This is a genomic window from Nostoc sp. (assembly GCF_036917435.1).
Lineage (GTDB): Bacteria > Cyanobacteriota > Cyanobacteriia > Cyanobacteriales > Nostocaceae > Nostoc.
The window spans coordinates 112,698-130,278 of record NZ_JBALDM010000038.1 but is presented as its reverse complement, the minus strand read 5'-3'; the positions used below and the strand labels follow the sequence as shown (position 1 = coordinate 130,278).

Sequence of the window (17,581 nt, the reverse complement as noted above, 5' to 3'; positions counted from 1 at the left end):
CAGTGTCTTTAGACCTGAGAGTGTCAAGAGTATTTTAAAACCGAGTTTCCCCATCCCCTTCAACGAATAGATTCCCGCTTCAGACGTTTGTGAGCGTACATTAATTCGTCAGACTTGGCAATTAGTTGTTCTAGTGACATATTACTTCCTGGTGAGTAACGCTCTATCCCCATACTCATCGAAAGTTTATATCTACGGTTTTGCTGTTGATTAAAATTGGCAATATTTTCTTGCAGACACGATTGGATGCTATCAGCATCCTTAAAATAACTGGAGATGAAAACAATAAATTCATCTCCGCCCAAGCGAGCAACAACATCCGAATTCCGAAAACTTTGCTTGAGTAATTGACCAGCATCAACAATTAAGGCATCTCCTATATCATGGCCAAGGGTGTCGTTAACCTGTTTTAGCCCGTCTAAATCAATGAAAATAACCCAACACAACAATTGCATCCGGTGAGCAATTTTCAACTGTTGTTCAGCCATCACGAAGAAGCCACGACGGTTACGCAAACCTGTTAGTTCATCAGTCAGCGATAGCTGTCTTCCTTCCATCTCTGATTGTTTGCGGTTGCGAACTTCTTGAATGAGTTCCATCTGAGCGATCGCCTGCCGAGTTAGGCGGCGCAGTGCATCTAACTGCTGGTAACTTAGCTGACGAGGAACGGTATCAATAACACATAATGTTCCGATGGGCAAACCATTGGGCGTAACTAGTGGCGCACCAGCATAAAAACGAATTTTGGGATTACCTTTGACCAAAGGATTGTTAGCAAAGCGATCGTCTTTAATGGCGTTGGAAACCACTAATATATCCTCTGGTTGCAGAATAGCATGAGAGCAAAAAGCCGACTCTCTGGGTGTTTCCCTAACTTTTAGTCCAATCTTAGATTTAAACCATTGGCGATCGGCATCAATTAAGCTAATTAAAGCAATTGGAGTTTTACAAATGTAAGCAGCAAGAGCAGTTAGGTCATCAAATGCTTGTTCGGGTAGGGTATCTAGAATATTGTAATCTGCCAATGCTTTGAGCCTTTCTACTTCATTTTCAGGTAGAGGAGCAGTTGGCATTTTCACAGATAAGTGTCCGAGCCTTAGCCAGGAAAGTGTAGTACGGTAGAAATTTTGCAACAACCGCAGGGTTAACTCTCCAGCATTAAGGCTGCATGATATAAACATCTCTGCAACGAAAATCAACATTCGGTTGAATATACAGAAATATTGTATTGCATGATGTTCTTCATGCCTTTGGTTTGCTCTGTTGTTCATATCACCCTAACTTTCACCGTGCAAATTCCCTAAGTATCTATATGCTTACAAGGTCTTATGCCCAAAGCCCGCTTGAAAATTATTAATATAAACTAAAATTTATCAAAACTTATTATATTGTTAAATCTGAACCTTTTTTATACCACTAATTTGTTTAAATTTAAATAAATTCCGAGGATTGGAATCTAACCCTCGGAACTTCTCTTTCTCTGCCAGAGGCTGCGCGAAGGAGAGCGGCAGACAACTAAGGTGATTTCTAGGGAAGAAAATACCAATGCTGAGGAGTTTCGACTCCGCTCAACTCTCGACTATGAAGTTGGTTGAGCGAACACGAACAGCGTCTCACAGAGAAGTCGAAACCAACGGTTGCGACAAATTCATTAATAGAATTTACCTAAGCAGACTCCCGACAAAAATAAAAATGTGCGATCTTGCGATCTATTGATCAAATAAATAAAAAGTTAGGGTGTGTTGTGTTCCGGTGTGTTAGGCGCTTCAATTATCTTTTTTGTAACCAAAATTCTCGAAATATGCGCCTAACACACCCTACAGAAATTTCATTTTTCCTCGATCAAAAATCTCTTAGTCTTTATACGACTCCAAAATCCCACTGCGAATCATTAATTGTGGCCAAAATAACACAAAAAATCCCATCCACGTCACTATAGGGATCGAGACAAGAATTGTTAGCCAGATAGTTTTAAATAGTAACCAGCTACCACTAATCAGGGTTATACCAGTGAGAACTATAGACCAGGGCTGACACCACCAAGGTTTATAGCTCCAAGGACTTATGGGTTTTTGTTCAGACATTAATTTTATTAAATAAAATTCAAAATTTCCTTTTAAGCATTTTTAAACATTATGCCTTATATCCCCACTGAATTTGGTACTTCCGTTTCCAGTGGCGGGATATACAGCACTTCCGGCGGCTATCAGGTACACCCTGAAAGCTGAAAGCTATGATAGGAGAGGGGTAAGAGGAAAATTTTATTGCATAATAGCCGGAAGCGCTGTAAGGCGGTTGATAAGGATTGCATTTAATATTAATTTTTTGCACAGCAAAGACAAATATTTTATCCTCTAGGAGCCTGGATAAGAATCATCGTAATATAAGCCCAAGGGTAAACTTTTCTGAGACGACAAGTTTCAAGCGATCGCTACCACCGGAAAGCAAAGGAGTTCATAATCATGTTAGGGGGAATTTAGTTACAGAACCTGCTGTTTAGTAGAAAAATGTTTTGTCCCACCGCAATTTATTAAGGAAATTCATCAAAAATGTTACTGCATTTAAGTACTTGGCAAGAAGTCGAAGCTTATTTACAGCAGTCACGGGGTATTATTTTCCCTATTGGTTCCACAGAACAACATGGCCCAACGGGGTTGATTGGTACTGATGCCATTTGTGCAGAAGCGATCGCTCATGGTGTAGGTGATGCAATTCAAGCGATCGTTGGTCCTACAATCAATGTGGGGATGGCACTGCATCACACTGCTTTTCCTGGTACAATTAGTCTACGCCCCAGTACTTTAATTCAAGTAGTGCGAGATTATATAACTTCTTTAGCCAAAGCTGGTTTTACTAAGTTCTACTTTATCAATGGACACGGCGGTAACATTGCTACCCTCAAAGCTGCATTCTCAGAAACTTACGCGCATTTAGAAGATTTGCAGATTTCCAATGCTCAACACGTGCAATGTCAAGTAGCAAACTGGTTTATGTGCAATTCTGTATATAAACTGGCTAAAGAATTATATGGGAATCAAGAAGGTTCTCATGCAACCCCAAGTGAAGTAGCTCTCACCCAGTACATTTATCCAGAGGCGATTAAGCAAGCACCCCTTTCACCAGAAGTTACAACCGGACACAAAATTTACAGTGCAGCGGATTTTCGAGTCCATTATCCAGATGGACGTATGGGTTCAAATCCGGCTTTAGCAACGCCAGAACACGGTAAGCAATTTTATGATTTGGCGGTGAAAGAACTGAGCAATGGGTATTTGGAATTTTTGAACGCAGAGTAAAGAATGTTGAGTAATTTATAATTAAGGCTTAATACAGTATTCCATAAATTCGTAACAAATTGAGTTCCCTACTGAGAGGGCTTGTCAAGACTCAATCACGCGACAAACTTGTGAAATCTTGTACTGAGAAATCGCAGCATTCTATTTTTTTTTTGTTGGCTTGGCATACTCCAAATTTCCCGTAAAAATAATGTGGCTACAAACCAAGGCTCAAGCAAGTAGCGTCTCCAAAGTCTTTTCGGTTCAGACACCAAGCGATACAACCATTCCAAACCCACCCTTCCCATCCAGCGAGGAGGAGTAGGTATTACTCCTGCTACATAGTCCATGCAAGCTCCACTAGTCAAAATACTATTGGCATGAATATATTCCAGATTTTCAGAAATCCAATGCTCTTGGCGTGGCATACCCATTCCTACCATTAATACATGAGGTTTATAAGCATTAATTGCAGCTAGAGTAGCAAGATTTTCTTGACTATCTTTATCCATATCAATGTAGCCATGAGCGCAACCAATCTCTAAACCAGGAAACTTCTCGCGCAAAATACTTGCTCCTTCTTCAGCAATTCCTGGCTTTGAACCTAAATAGAATACACGCCAGCCTTTATTAGCTGCTTCCGCCATCAGGGGCCATATCCAGTCAGCATAGGTTACTCTTTGTTCTCGTTTCATAGGAAAGCCTAACAACTTTCCAATCAACAATAGAGGCATACCATCAATATGTATATATTCAGCCTGGGCATAGAAAGCTTGCATTTCTGGGTCATTATGAAAGAGATAAAGACTATGCATGTTGTGATTTGCGATAATCCACTTCTGCTTTTTCTCAACAGATTCTTCAATTAATAAATTTAACTCTGGGATAGAGAGTGCATCAACTTTAACACCAAGAAATTTATAAGAAAATCGTTTTTTCATGACTTAAAATTTTTATTTTTTGAATTATGAGAGTTAATGTCACAGCAAAGGTGATTATTTAAAAAGGAATTGTTAACAATATTTAAATATTTCCAAATTTAAATATTAATAAAAATTAAGTCTCCTTATTAACTAAGAATGACTTGTTTTCATCAGGATTTCGGCGACATTGTGCGCTCTTGCATTCCAGGAATATTTTTCTGTAATTAAGGTATGTGCTGTATCTACAAGTGATTGATATTTATCAAAATTTGAGGCTGCATCCAGTACTGTATTAGCTACTTCTTCAGTAGAGTATCCTGTTACTAGAAGATGTTCTAAGTGCCGAAACTCTTCTAAACCTCGCAAGCCTTCTGGTGTTGATACAACTAACTTTTTACTAGCAAAATAATCTAATGCTTTATTACGAGCGCCACCAGCTACTGCTTGTTTTGAGAATGGTAGCAAAGCAATATCCGCATATTTAACATGGTCAACGAAATCATCTCTTTTAGGTAAAAACCCTAAAAAAGAAATATTAGAGGGTATCGGTTCTGAAATATCACTACTATCCCTACCTATAACAACAAAATGGATTTTTTCCTGATGATTTTCAAGATGTTTCGCAACCTCAATAGTCATTGACACAGACATATCATTACTTGGAAACTGAAATGTTTTAGGAGCAATAAGAATCACTATTTTTGCTGGTCTAAATGCTTGATAGGGATCTTTATTCAACAACAATTCAGTATTTAGTAAGTCTTCAGTAACTCCATTCCCAATACTATAAATTTCCTGTGGAGTTTTACCATACCACTGGGAAATTAGTTTAGGAATGGAGTCACCTGCTGCAATAATTGGACTACCAGAGAATATCAAAATTCCCTGAGCAATATATGTCTTAATACATTGTACAAACTCTTTGAAAGGATTGGCAACTGAAAACAAGCGCATCCAGTATTCATACGCTGAAAATGTATGAAAATCTAATACAAGAGAGGAATTTCTCTGTTTTCTAAGCTTAAGTGAAATTAGAGCAGCTAATCCAGGTAAAGTTTCTTGAGCATAAACTATATCTGGACAAAACTCATCGATACACTTTTCTATCGTTTGAATATATGACTTTAGGCTTCTTGAGCCAATCGAAGCAGAAGGAGCATAATTAACAGATGAACAGTCTAATCCTAGCTGGAAAACATCAAAATCTTTAGTAAGATATTGTCCTAGATAAAAAGGTCTAGTAAATGCACCAAATGGTTGACTGGAATCCAGTGTTGAGACAATTAATAAGCGTTTACCCATAACATTATTTATTAAGTAATAAATTGAGTTTTTACAAAAGATTTTTAACTTACTTAGATAGCTATAAGTTATCTAAATATTATAATGTGCCTATTAGCTAAATCAGATTTCCGAGTTAGTTTGGCTGATATCGTCAGAAAAGGTAGGAGAGATTGCCAAATTTTTGTAACCAATAATTGCTCTAATGTAGGGTAAAAACCAGTAAAATATCCATAATGGGCCAGAGTGTCTAATACAAAATATAGTCCAGGGTTTTAATGGAAATCCTTTAATTTGCAGTACTTTTTTCAAGCGCTGTAATATGCTTAAATTGGTATCTACCCAACTATTACGAATGGAGTTTTTAGTACAAGTACCAATATATCCAGGAGCTACCCATATTTGACAACCTAATTTACGCGCTCTGAGGGCATAATCTAAATCTCCTAAACTGTGAATAAAAGCTGTATCAATATTCCCAACTTTTGCAGTAACAGTTTTAGGAATTAGCACACAGTTACCATACATAGCATCACATTGTTGCATAACCGAACTGGGTTCTAAAAATTCAAATTTGTTAGAATACCACTTTTTAGATTTTATTGCTCCACCATAGGTTGCTTTTCCTGTCATTGGATCTTTAGTTGAACCAACTACAATTGAGTCTGGATAACCTTGCTCAGATAAATTTTGATGAATCTGTAATAATTTACTGACAGCATTAGCTTCTAGAAATGTGTCATCATTTAACCACAGATAATAGTCATATTGATTTTTTATCGCCTCACCAAAGGCGAGATGCATCCCTCCCACCCAAAATAAATTACCATTACCCTGAAGAATATGTACCTCTGGATATTCTGCTTTGATAGCTTGTGCAGTTCCATCAGAACTCCCATCATCAGTTAGATAGACATCACAATTATTTTTTTGCTCATATAAAGTATGTAGACAGGTGAGAGTTATTTCACGCCTATTATGACAGGTCATTATTACAGCTAGATTTGCTTTTTTCATCCTATTTACCTCATGTAGTTTATCTGGAAATGATCAATACAAATAATAAAGCTAAAGGTAATTATTTTGATTATGTTTAAAGTTTAGCCATTTTTTCTATCCAACCACTTAAATTAATATCTAAATTAAAATTTCGTAATTTTTGTTCTATTCTTCTAACGACCAACATATATCGATGTAAAACTGATACACGAGGCATTTGAAGCCTGACAACCTCTTGACACAACCATCGATATTTTTCGGAATCAATATTAAGTTTCTTCAATTTTTTTATTTGTGCATTCCAATCGTTATAAAAGAATAAATTGAAATAATGAATCGATGTAATATCATTCCAATATTTAATTTGTAGTTCTGGTGATAAGCGGTTATGTAAAGGTAACGGATAACTATAATTAGGAGGAAGATGTTCGACATTTTCTTCCAAAGCACATAAAGTTACAGATAAAACAGACTGCTCAACAAAATAAATACCTTGAGGAGGAGTGATATCAAGGCGCATTACTTTTTCAAAATTCTCTTTCCAAGCTGTAAATATACCTGCACTCCTTCTCACAACGACCAAGCCAGAATTCCAGTAAGCTCTAATTTTTTTCTTACCGATTGGTGTTTCAACAAATACCTCACGCTTTACCCCCAGCACTTCATATAATTTTTGCCAGTACCATTCTTGAGAGTCTCGTAAACCTGTAGAGCCAATTCCTTGACCATACTCAGGACGTAACCGGGCGTTACAATTTACAGGTAATAAAAATTCTTTTGGTTCCGAAAAAAAGCATTTGTCACTGTCTAGAAAAACCAGTATTTCTGCATCGATATTTTGTTCTGCATAAGCACACGTTAGGGGTTTATTTGCTAAATAATATTCATGGAATTCTTGATTGATCGGGATTTGTTGATGATTTACCTGCAACGCTTCAAATGCTTTTTGGGTTTGCTTTGCTATAGGTTCACCCACTCTAGGATGAAAACTATATATAGGTGTATCTTTCAATTCTCCACAGAATTTACGAATACTTTCTGCAAGCATTAAAGATTGAGCTTCTAAGCGTCCAGGCTCTGTACAAATTATAAAAACTATAGGTATTGACATATTATGAAGTATTGATTTACTAAGTTAATTACTAAATGAAGATTTATTTTTTATTACCAATATCTCCTGGAACAAAGCTGAATAACGACGTGCTTGAAGTTCCAGAGTAAATTCCTGTTCTGCTTTTTTGTGAGCATAAAATGACAGTTTTTCTAACCTCTGCTCATCTTCAAGTACCCAGGCAATTCCTTTGGCGAAATCGTCAACTTCATAAGGGTTAGCTAAATAGCCATTTTTCTGATGGTCAACAATATCTTTTAAACCAGTTGCATTAAATGCAACAACTGGAGTACCGCAAGCGAGAGATTCAGAAGCCGTTTGTCCAAAAGATTCTTGCAAAGACGGTACAAGCATCACATCAGCTGCTGAGTAAAGAGTTGCTAAAGATATATCATCATATAAATGCCCCAAATAGTATGTTTTGAATCCTAAATCAGGTGGAATTTCGGGTTGAGATGCCCCAAAAATTACCACTTCAAAGTCGTCCTTCCATCCCGATTTACTCAATTCTTGTAAAGCTGGCTGCAACAAATGAAATCCTTTATTGCGATCGCTTGTTGCCTGTATTGCTCCAAAGAGAATTAGCTTTTTGTCTTGAGGTAACTTCAGTGTTTCTCGTGCAAAATATTTATTAATAGGTCGATATTTTTGAGTATCCAATCCGTGAGGAATCACCTCAATTCGCAAATTCTGGAACAAAGAACTGGAACGAGCGCACTCTGCTAACCAAGAACTTGGGGAAACCAGAGTTAAGTTAACATTTTTCCAAGCTTTTACTTTGCGCCGCCATACCCAACGGGATAAATCCCATTCATTACTACTGTTGAGTTGGGGACAAGATCCACAGGATACTTTGTAGCGATCGCATTCTCCAATAACGTGACACCCTCCAGTAAATCCCCACATATCATGGAGTGTCCAAACTAAAGGACGCTTCAGTTTAGGCAACGTTTCTATTTGCATAAAAGCGGCGCTAATCCAATGTAAATTGATTATATCTGGATTAATCTGAGCAACTTTAGGAATAACTCTATCTGGCAACCATTGAATAAAAAATGGAGTATTTTTCTTTTGAGGATAAAGCTTTAATGGTAGACTTTCAAATGTCAATTTAGCCTTAGCAATGCCTTGAAATAGTCTAAGCTTAGGAGCAATTACTGTTTGATCGTTACTAGATTTTTCCTGGACTAGCATTTGTGACTGTAGTCCTATATCTTGTAAACCTGTGTGCAAGCGATAGGCAGCCCTTGCAGCACCTCCACCAATATCGTGAGTACTAAGATGTAAAACTTTCATTTTTATTAACTGCGTAATTAGTAACTAAAATATTCTTATGATTTCGTTGATATTCAAGGGTCAAAGATAACGAGGTGGTGACATACATTAACCAATTCCAACTAGGAGTTAATAATCTCGCTTCTGAGAAATTAACTATTACAATGATAATTAGCATCTGCATTGGCCAATAATCTTCCGGCTTTTTAGCCATAGAAATAATTCGAGTTAATGCCATTATAAAGAACCTGATAAACCCTCCTGCGAAAGTCAAAAAACCTAAAAATCCTAATTCTAACAATAGTTCTAAAAACCCATTGTGAGCATTACTTGCCCAATCATAAGTAGCTCTTAAATTAGATGCATCAGTACTAGTCCAAAACCCGGAAAATCCATAGCCTAACCAGGGCCTTTCCCAAATTTTAGACATCACTAGCTCCCAGAGATCAGAACGTCCATTAAAGGTAAGGTCTTTGCCAGAAGTACCAACTACAGTGTCGGCATTATTGATAAGTAATGTTACACCAAGAATTACTAACATTAATGCCGAAGTAATCATAATAACTTGTAGTTTATAATTAGTTTTTTGCAAGGATTTATAGATTGGCAAAAGTAATATCATTGTTAATATAATTGTTAAAGATGTTGTGGAACGTGACAGGATAATTAGACATACAGATATCCCACATATTCCCCACATCAACCAACGATATCGATTGCTACTAAGAGCAAGGTGTAAAAAAACTCCTGCACTCCAAGCCATCATGTATCCTAATTCATTTTTATGACCAAAAATTCCGCTCCACATACCTACTAATTCAGCTGATTTGTGAATATAACCTGGTATAAATGCAGAAAATAGCATCGATAATAATGCAGATGCACCAAGAGCCCAAGCGATTAGTCTCATTTGTTCCCGGAGAGAATAACGCATTGCTAAATAAATTGCCAGAAAGTATAGTCTGATTAAACCTCTCATATAAGTAAGACTCGAACTTAAGTCTCCTGACCACAAAATAGAAAATGCAACTATTATTAATAAAAGAAACTGTAACGGACTTCTAGTAATTACATAAAGAAAGCCTTTCCAGTATATAAGTAGAAAATAAAATAGAATTAAATATGAAACTATATTAAATATAGTATCTAGCTTATCGCCTCCAAGGGTAGATGTAGAAATTTCTTGTGCAGGATGTATCGTCAATGCTCCTACAGTAATGAGTAATAGCAAGATGGTTAATATTTTTTCTGTTAACTTTACTTTAGTTTCTGACATTTCATTTTTCTATTAATTTACTAGATTCCTCGTCATTTTTTGACTGTAGAGTAATTTAATTTTTTCTTCAATTCTTCTTTAAAAATATCTAATGCAGTTGCTTTATAGACTGTTTTTTGTGTAAAAGTATCTGCCTCTATATTCCTCACAATAAAGGGTGGATGATTTAAAGGAAATTCCATTGCTTCCATTGACATATTAATAAACGAAAATTCTTGCTTAGAATTAAAATGAGTTGCGTCTGCACCAACACCAACATTAGAAATCAAATTGACATTGGGAATAATGCTTAAACTACCCTGCATCCAACAAGCAAATGTCCATTGATAATCCCAGGTTATACCTGTAGGATTGTTATAAACAGACCGAAATATTCGTCGCCAATAGTTTACTGCTTTCGGATCTATAAGAATATGATGTAAAAGGTTTTCTGCTTCTACTTCGTTCCAGAGTTTGATAGTCAAATCATAATGTTGCCAAGCACGCCTCCAACTTGCCCAGCCCCAACAGTGGTTATAGCGAGAAAAATAATAACTGTAATTTGTGCGTTTTCGTCCAAATTGAACATTTTGGGCAGATATGGTGGCGATTCTAGTATCATGTCTATATTTTTCCAGTAGTTCTTCACTAAATCTGAAAAAAGTCGGGTCAGGGATACAATCATCTTCTAAAATAATTGTCTCTTCAACATTATTAAATACCCAATCTAAACCACTAGATACTCGTTTCGCACAACCTAAGTTGATATCAGAATAGTTCTTAATAACTTCACATTCCCAATCAACTTTTTCAATAATTGCTCTAGTTTCTTCACATTTTTCCGCCTCACCTTCACGGTCACTGCGCGGGCCATCTGCAATGACAAAAAGTTTTTTTGGCTTCGCTTGGCGAATAGCTTCAAAAACTTTCTCTGTTTTTTGTGAACGATTAAAAATAATAAGAGTTACTGGTGTTTGCATCTTTGATTAATTTTTCTAATTTCATTGATATAAAAAAGTTAAAGATAACAATCAAAATTTATAAAAAGGAAGTAATGATTGCATCTGAATATTAAATATTTTTTGTGTTCTTTTATCAAATGCATTGCATAGAAAAGCAGCACAAGCTTGAGAGATTATTGTTGCGATCGCAGCACCCAATCCTGCATATTTAGGAATCAGAAAGAAATTAAGAATAATGTTTAGTATTGCTCCAAATAAAGTTTTACCTAAAGAAACGTGGTTTAAACCTTCAGCGATAAACCACGGTGATGTCGCAAGACCCATAAATACAAACAAAGAAGTCCAAATATGAACTGCTAATATTGGCCCGGCTTCTGCATATCCACTTCCGAACATAGCCATAATTATCTTGTCGGATAGAAATGTCATTGGAAGAGCAATCGCCAAAGACATACATGTCATTAGACTAAGTAATTGTCCTATTCTCTGATAGTAAAGACTTTCTGATTTTTCCTTAGCGGCATAAATTGAAGGAGCAACAGAAGAAACAATAGCCCCTGGAATAAAATACCAAATTTCAGAAATACGTACAGCAGCAGAATAAACTCCAACCTCACTATTTCCGATCATTTGACCTAACATTACTTGATCTATTTTCATAAAAATCAAAATGGCGAATCCTGAAAAAATTAGAGGTAAACTATCTTTCAAAAGAGTTTTAGCCTCAGCAAAATTCCAACGCCATGACAACAATGAAGAAGTTTTGATTTGGTAAACAATTAGCAATCCAATTGCACTCATCCCAAATTCTGCTAATGTTATCCAAGCAAAAGCTAATAATGGCGCTTTTGTTAAAATTAGTGATATTTTAATCAGACTATTTAGTAGAAAAGCTAAATTTTTAGCAATTACAGCGTATTTTGACTGTACTTGTGATTGAAACCACAATTCAACAGTATCAGTCGCTCTAAAAACTCCTGCCATTGCTAAAATTGCAACTAGCCATATCTTAAGCGTTTCATGCTCACCTAAGAAAAATAGAGTTATTACTGCAAGTAATACAGAGGAAATTCCACCCAAAAATTTTAACCAAAAAGTGGTTCCTAAAATCTCCTCTTTATTTGATGATTCGCGTAAAAGATGGCGAACTACTACATCATCTAGTCCTAAAGTAAAAATTGGGCTAAACAAGGTGACAAAGGCTAAAGCATAGTTAAAAAGACCATACTGCTGTACTCCTAAGTAGCGTGCTAACCATACTCCTATAACTAAGCTTGCACCCATACGCAGAATGCGATCTGCAAATAGCCAACCTGTATTAGCAATAATTGCACGCAGCCTCGAACGAGATTTTAATTGCGATAAACTTTGAAGTTTAAATTTACTTAGCATTGCTTTTTAATTTAACCATTTGAGATTTTTCCTCTTGACTTTATAAATTGTGCTACCTTCAAAATCCATAAAAAAATACAGGCACGATCGTTTACCTATTTTTTAATTTTTCAGTCATAAAAATCTTTATAAAATAGATGAATAGCAAAAAAATACCCTTGATTTTCCAATAAAAATTATTTTCAAACAAAAATATTATTTTCAAATAACAAATAAAATCTTTAGATTTTGGGCATGGTATTGTTTTTAATTCATTTAGGGATGTAAAAGCTAATAATAAAGGCAAGGTATAGTTATTTTTTTGAAGAATGTAGTTAAATAAAGAATTGCATTTCCAAAATCTTTTATATTCATAGCTTTTATCTATATCTATAAACTTCTTGTTATGAAATTGATTATTTTGATGTATTCTATATCTTACTAAAGGTTTAGATATATAAAACTTTTTAGCTCCTACCAAGGAAGCTCCCCATACTAGACAGTCATCAGCTCTAACACGCCAATCTTCTATATATGGGATAGGTAAAAATTTACTGATTATTTCTCGACGTATTGATAATGTTGAAGTTATAGAGCCAATCCATTCACCAGTGTATAAAGTTCTGATTACTGAATAACCTAAATCTAAATCAACTATATCAGTTTGAAATATACCTTCTATTGCCCCAAATTTTTTATACGCACAAAATATAAAATCACATTCACTCCTTCTATTATAAAAACTTAGGGCAGTTTCTAAATATTCAGGTTCATAAATATCATCAGCATCTAAGAAAAATAAAACATCTCCAGTTGCAGCTAAAAAGCCTTCATTAAAAGATGACAATTGTCCTTGATTTTTTTGTTTCAAAATATATTTAACATTATTTTTTTGTATAAACTTAGCGATAACTGCTGCCGAATCGTCTGTAGATGCGTCATCAACAATAATAATTTCATCAAATTTAACTGTTTGATTTAAAGCGCTGTCGATTGCTTCTGATAGGAAGCCAGCATAATTATAATTGTTAATCAAGCAAGATGTTTTAATCTTTGTTATATCCATATAAAACTGGGTATAGACTTTACTGGAACATGGTTTTTAAGATCAAATTAAGCTCATCTATAGGAACATTTATATCATCATGGATTAAATGCGGATCAAAATAATCAACAGGTTTTTTTCCATCACCAATCAGGTAAAAATACTCTAATCCAACTTGGTTGGAAATTGCCCAGAAGCATACATTCACATAATTTGGAGAAAATATTTCTAATACTTTGGCTCCAGGAGTACACCAGATGAGATTACTTAATCCAGCTCCATGAGGAGCAACAATAACTTCTGCATTCGACAGAAGAGCTACTTGCATAGAAAAACTATATTCTTCAAGGTAAACTGATGTAAATCCATAATTTGACAAGCATTTAACTACATTATCCTCATTTTTAACTCTTCTATATTCAGCCTTATTTCTACTTATATATAGTTTAGTAGGCGTGTTAATATCTGCTTTTTTTCCTAGAAAATTTTCTCGTAAAAACTTGCATACCCAAGCTGGAGGATCACCAATACTACCAGGAAGGGAAGGAATCAGAAGAGATTTAGCCTGAATGTGGAAATTGGAATCACAAAATAGCAATTTATTTGATGGAACTCCCAGATTTTCTAGAGATTCAGGTATTGCAGAAATTCCTCTATTGACGATATATTTATCGATACTATCTAAACCGTTTGGAAGAGTTTTCTTAAGAATTTCTAGTCTTGGTAGAGCATCTAATAACCAATGAAAATATTTGCCTCCAGCACCAGTTGCCAAGACAGCAATAGTTTCAGATACTTGCTCACATTTAGGCAGATTGAAATAAGGAAATATATGATGTTCACTACTTTGAATACCTGAAACATCACAAAGTAATTTGTCATCAGGGGTAATGACTGTACCTGCATTACCAAGAACTCTACCATTGGCGATAGAAATCACAAAGGTTTCAGGGTTAGAGTGAATGTGTCTACCGTTAAATTTCCAATGAGTTTCTCCCGAAATTGATTTAGGAGGAGTTCTATGGGATACAGATGCTGGAAGAGATTTTTTATAGGTTACATCATTCAGATTCTCGGTTTGACATAGCTGCCAATATTCTACAGAAGAAGTATAGTAGCCTTTTGGTAAGTTAAGATACTTGGAAACGAGAGGAAGAGATTTAGCAGTATTGACAAGCCAATTCCTGATTTGGTTTGCAAGTAACCAAACTTGGTTTGTATATATATATGATTTTACTATCTTTTTTAAAGCAATCATATTTATGAATGATATACAAGTCTTTGAAGGAGTAGACATAAAGCAAATGCAAAAGCAATAGTTGGAATAGTATGAATTAACGCTCCTTGTAAAATTTGGTTAAACTGCTAGATACTAAGTCTTGTTCAATTTGAGGTTTTTTACTTTGAGGTAAATAATTATGAGAGTCATTTTTAATGTTTACACCATTAATAACTATCCCTAAGACTTTTTGACCTGACTGATTTAAAAATTCTTTAGCTGAATTCGCACTGTTCAAGTCAACTACTCCAGGACGAACGACTAATAGAATACCGTCAGTTAGGGTGCTTAAAACAGCAGCATCTGCTATTCCTGATAGAGGTGGCGTATCAAAAATAACTAGATCGTAATCTTTACCAAAATTACTTATCAATGTTGCCATTCGTTGAGAATCTAGCAAAGCTACTGGATTAGGAGGCAAAACACCAGAAGTAAGAACTTCTAGGTTAGGCATGACTTCTTGAACAACTGTATCTAAAGAAACTTGACCAACAATTACATTGCTTAGTCCATCTGTATTGTTTAGCCCCCAAATATGATGCTGTATAGGGTTACGCATATCTGCATCCACCAACAACACTCGACGACCCGCCTGAGCCATTGTCACAGCTAAATTTGCAGATACGTCAGACTTTCCTTCTTTAGCAACCGAACTCGTGATTACAATGCTTTTGAGCGGTTTATCAGAACAGAGGAATTTCAAGTTTACTTGGAGTATTTGATAGGCGTTACCAATAGGAAAATAAGGAATATCTCTACCAATGATTTTGGGAATGGGTCTATCAATTCCTGATGTGGAAGAATGAGTTTTAGTATTTTTGCTTTGTGTCGGAATCACTCCTAAAACAGTGTATCTCAAGACTTCTTTAGCTTCTTTAACCGTCTTCACTGAGCGGTCTATCAAGTCTAAGGTAAAGGCGACAATGATACCCAAGAAAAGACCAACTGCTCCTGCACCAACAATAAACACGACTTTGCGAGGCCCTTCTGCTTTATCAGGGACTAAGGCTGGGGAAATTACACGGGCATTAGGAATCTTTTGGTTCTGTACAATTTCAATTTCTTGGCGTTTCTTTAAGAGTGTTTCGTAAGTCGTTTGAGCCGCTTGCAGTCTCCGTTCTAGCTCTCGTTCAGTTTGTTCTAGTCTTGGCAAATTATTTGCTCGTTTGATGTAAGCATCTTGCTGTACTAGAAGGGTGGAAATTTGTCTTTCTAGACCGACGCGTTCTGCTTGAGCGCGAGCAATATCTCCAATTAAGCCTTGGCGCAGTTGTCCAATCTGCAAATTTCCCTGTGTTACCTGTGCTGTCCCAGCGACTTGTCCTGTCCGCTCTTTCAGTAAATTTTTAAGAGCTAAGATTTTTTCTTCTAAGCTAGTAATTGTAGGGTGTTCAGGTGCAAACCGAGTCCGTTCTATTGCTAGTTGACTTTCTGTTTCTTGAAGTTGGATAAGTACTTTTTGAACCCCAGGTGCTTGACTCAAGTCAGATGCAATTACACCTTGCTGTGAATCTAACTGAGTTTCACTGCCTAACCGTTCTAAACGACCCTTGACATTATTTAGTTGAGCTTGAGATTGAGAAATTTGGTTTCCTAACTTGGAAATTGTATCAACTGCTGCGGTTGCTTCTTGCCCTAATACAACAATTTTATTCTGTTCTTTAAATACCCGCAGTTTTAATTCGGCTCTTTCGACAACTTTTTCAGATTTGGGTACTTCTGTTACGAGAACCGCTTTAGCTGTTCGTGCTTCATCCTGATTAGCCTGGATATTTAGAGCGATATAATTTTTTATAACTTCATTGACGATTTTGGTAGCTAGTTCAGGATCACTTCCTTTATAAGAAATTTGTACAACATCAGTGCCTTTAATTCCTTCTATTTTTAGTTGGTTTGCCAAGTTGCGAATCGATAGTGGCTTGCCTTTATTATCTTTGAGGTTAAGGGAATTAATTGTTTTGCCAATTACTGGATTTGATCCAATAACTCTCACCTGAGTTTCCAGAGGATTATCGTTTATATTTAAAGCTTCCAGTCTTCCTATGTCTTCGGATAAGCCTGTGAGTGAAGAAGAGCGATTTGTTTTAATCATCAAACTTCCTTCTGCCTTGTAGAAGGGTTTGAGTGAAAATGCATACAAGCATCCAAGGGTAACAGCGATGCTAAAAATTCCGACTAGAGGTAGCCAACGTCGTTGAACAACTTCTAAGTATTTCTGAATATTTACTTCTTCAAACTGTGGTAAAGATTCCATTGTCATAATATATACGTATTCAATAAAAAAGTTTATTTACCTAACAAAAAATATTTCTATTTCTCAGTATTTTATCGGCAAGTAGGACTGTAGTCTAATTGAAGATAGGAATACCTGACTTCATTGATTGTCAACTAACGTCTTTTGATTGATGTTGTTCTAAAAGTAATGAACTAACCTAAGATAGGTTGAACAGTTGTACTTTTAACTCAAGTTGCTTGATATTATCCTGGTGCTAAAAAAGAATAGCTCACAAATTTCTTATGATTTATTCACTTTCTATTTTTTACTAACTTTGTTTTCTGTAACTTTAACTTTTAGTTAGTACTGACGCAAATAATCGTTAGTAATCTAACAATCGCCATCATATTATGTAGGAACACTGAATTGTAGAACTTTACAAAAAATTCATACAACCTGCTAGTAAATTCGCTACCCGTTCATTAATTTTGAAAAGACGAGAGCAATTAATACCTTAAGGATAAGGAATAGAGCAATTGTGCTGCACTCCAAACAATATAATTACTTCAGAGATAGACTTTATAGAGTCA

Annotated in this window: 14 protein-coding genes; 1 reads left to right on the top strand and 13 read right to left on the bottom strand. The window is 35.7% G+C overall.

Annotated elements, in window-relative coordinates; all coding sequences use genetic code 11:
* Window positions 1-59: 59 nt before the first annotated feature.
* Together V7K98_RS18470 and V7K98_RS18465 are read right to left on the bottom strand one after the other, a co-directional pair.
* On the bottom strand, window positions 60-1,271 hold the full coding sequence (locus V7K98_RS18470; protein ID WP_335024346.1) for a sensor domain-containing diguanylate cyclase: 1,212 nt from the start codon (window positions 1,269-1,271) through the stop codon (window positions 60-62).
* 582 nt (window positions 1,272-1,853) lie between these two features.
* Window positions 1,854-2,084, bottom strand: a complete 231-nt coding sequence (locus tag V7K98_RS18465) for a DUF6737 family protein (protein ID WP_335024344.1) — start codon at window positions 2,082-2,084, stop codon at window positions 1,854-1,856.
* Between the two features lie 465 nt (window positions 2,085-2,549).
* On the opposite strand from V7K98_RS18465, the gene V7K98_RS18460 reads away from it, so the two are divergent.
* Entirely contained in the window at window positions 2,550-3,296 is a 747-nt protein-coding gene (locus V7K98_RS18460; protein WP_335024342.1) for a creatininase family protein, read from the top strand.
* 95 nt (window positions 3,297-3,391) lie between these two features.
* On the opposite strand, the gene V7K98_RS18455 is transcribed toward V7K98_RS18460, so the two are convergent.
* The 11 genes from V7K98_RS18455 to V7K98_RS18405 all read right to left on the bottom strand — a co-directional run bounded on the left by V7K98_RS18455 (window position 3,392) and on the right by V7K98_RS18405 (window position 17,036).
* Window positions 3,392-4,216, bottom strand: a complete 825-nt coding sequence (locus V7K98_RS18455; protein ID WP_335024340.1) for a WecB/TagA/CpsF family glycosyltransferase — start codon at window positions 4,214-4,216, stop codon at window positions 3,392-3,394.
* Window positions 4,217-4,348: 132 nt separating this feature from the next.
* Entirely contained in the window at window positions 4,349-5,500 is a 1,152-nt protein-coding gene (locus V7K98_RS18450; RefSeq protein WP_335024338.1) for a glycosyltransferase, read from the bottom strand.
* 102 nt (window positions 5,501-5,602) lie between these two features.
* Window positions 5,603-6,496, bottom strand: coding sequence for a glycosyltransferase family 2 protein (locus tag V7K98_RS18445; protein WP_335024336.1), 894 nt, complete (start codon window positions 6,494-6,496; stop codon window positions 5,603-5,605).
* A gap of 76 nt (window positions 6,497-6,572) precedes the next feature.
* Entirely contained in the window at window positions 6,573-7,589 is a 1,017-nt protein-coding gene (locus V7K98_RS18440; protein WP_335024334.1) for a hypothetical protein, read from the bottom strand.
* A 24-nt stretch (window positions 7,590-7,613) separates the two neighbouring features.
* On the bottom strand, window positions 7,614-8,885 hold the full coding sequence (locus V7K98_RS18435) for a glycosyltransferase family 4 protein (protein ID WP_335024332.1): 1,272 nt from the start codon (window positions 8,883-8,885) through the stop codon (window positions 7,614-7,616).
* Window positions 8,866-10,140 carry an O-antigen ligase family protein gene (locus tag V7K98_RS18430; protein ID WP_335024330.1) on the bottom strand — a complete coding sequence of 425 codons (1,275 nt, stop codon included), beginning with the start codon at window positions 10,138-10,140 and terminating at the stop codon, window positions 8,866-8,868. The genes V7K98_RS18435 and V7K98_RS18430 overlap by 20 nt, the downstream gene beginning before the upstream one ends.
* A 32-nt stretch (window positions 10,141-10,172) precedes the next feature.
* Window positions 10,173-11,099 carry a glycosyltransferase family 2 protein gene (locus V7K98_RS18425; RefSeq protein ID WP_335024328.1) on the bottom strand — a complete coding sequence of 309 codons (927 nt, stop codon included), beginning with the start codon at window positions 11,097-11,099 and terminating at the stop codon, window positions 10,173-10,175.
* A 51-nt stretch (window positions 11,100-11,150) separates the two neighbouring features.
* Window positions 11,151-12,473: a flippase gene (locus V7K98_RS18420; protein ID WP_335024326.1), complete on the bottom strand. Its 1,323-nt coding sequence runs from the start codon at window positions 12,471-12,473 to the stop codon at window positions 11,151-11,153.
* Window positions 12,474-12,564: 91 nt separating this feature from the next.
* Window positions 12,565-13,518: a glycosyltransferase family 2 protein gene (locus V7K98_RS18415; protein ID WP_335024325.1), complete on the bottom strand. Its 954-nt coding sequence runs from the start codon at window positions 13,516-13,518 to the stop codon at window positions 12,565-12,567.
* 19 nt (window positions 13,519-13,537) lie between these two features.
* Window positions 13,538-14,755 carry a glycosyltransferase family 61 protein gene (locus tag V7K98_RS18410; protein WP_335024322.1) on the bottom strand — a complete coding sequence of 406 codons (1,218 nt, stop codon included), beginning with the start codon at window positions 14,753-14,755 and terminating at the stop codon, window positions 13,538-13,540.
* 76 nt (window positions 14,756-14,831) lie between these two features.
* Window positions 14,832-17,036: a GumC family protein gene (locus V7K98_RS18405; RefSeq protein ID WP_335024320.1), complete on the bottom strand. Its 2,205-nt coding sequence runs from the start codon at window positions 17,034-17,036 to the stop codon at window positions 14,832-14,834.
* Between the last annotated feature and the right edge of the window lie 545 nt (window positions 17,037-17,581).

Bases quoted from the DNA above. Each gene is read 5' to 3' on its own strand.
- V7K98_RS18470 (WP_335024346.1), bottom strand. From the start codon at position 1,271: ATGAACAACAGAGCAAACCAAAGGCATGAAGAACATCATGCAATACAA.
- V7K98_RS18465 (WP_335024344.1), bottom strand. From the start codon at position 2,084: ATGTCTGAACAAAAACCCATAAGTCCTTGGAGCTATAAACCTTGGTGG.
- V7K98_RS18460 (WP_335024342.1), top strand. From the start codon at position 2,550: ATGTTACTGCATTTAAGTACTTGGCAAGAAGTCGAAGCTTATTTACAG.
- V7K98_RS18455 (WP_335024340.1), bottom strand. From the start codon at position 4,216: ATGAAAAAACGATTTTCTTATAAATTTCTTGGTGTTAAAGTTGATGCA.
- V7K98_RS18450 (WP_335024338.1), bottom strand. From the start codon at position 5,500: ATGGGTAAACGCTTATTAATTGTCTCAACACTGGATTCCAGTCAACCA.
- V7K98_RS18445 (WP_335024336.1), bottom strand. From the start codon at position 6,496: ATGAAAAAAGCAAATCTAGCTGTAATAATGACCTGTCATAATAGGCGT.
- V7K98_RS18440 (WP_335024334.1), bottom strand. From the start codon at position 7,589: ATGTCAATACCTATAGTTTTTATAATTTGTACAGAGCCTGGACGCTTA.
- V7K98_RS18435 (WP_335024332.1), bottom strand. From the start codon at position 8,885: ATGAAAGTTTTACATCTTAGTACTCACGATATTGGTGGAGGTGCTGCA.
- V7K98_RS18430 (WP_335024330.1), bottom strand. From the start codon at position 10,140: ATGTCAGAAACTAAAGTAAAGTTAACAGAAAAAATATTAACCATCTTG.
- V7K98_RS18425 (WP_335024328.1), bottom strand. From the start codon at position 11,099: ATGCAAACACCAGTAACTCTTATTATTTTTAATCGTTCACAAAAAACA.
- V7K98_RS18420 (WP_335024326.1), bottom strand. From the start codon at position 12,473: ATGCTAAGTAAATTTAAACTTCAAAGTTTATCGCAATTAAAATCTCGT.
- V7K98_RS18415 (WP_335024325.1), bottom strand. From the start codon at position 13,518: ATGGATATAACAAAGATTAAAACATCTTGCTTGATTAACAATTATAAT.
- V7K98_RS18410 (WP_335024322.1), bottom strand. From the start codon at position 14,755: ATGATTGCTTTAAAAAAGATAGTAAAATCATATATATATACAAACCAA.
- V7K98_RS18405 (WP_335024320.1), bottom strand. From the start codon at position 17,036: ATGACAATGGAATCTTTACCACAGTTTGAAGAAGTAAATATTCAGAAA.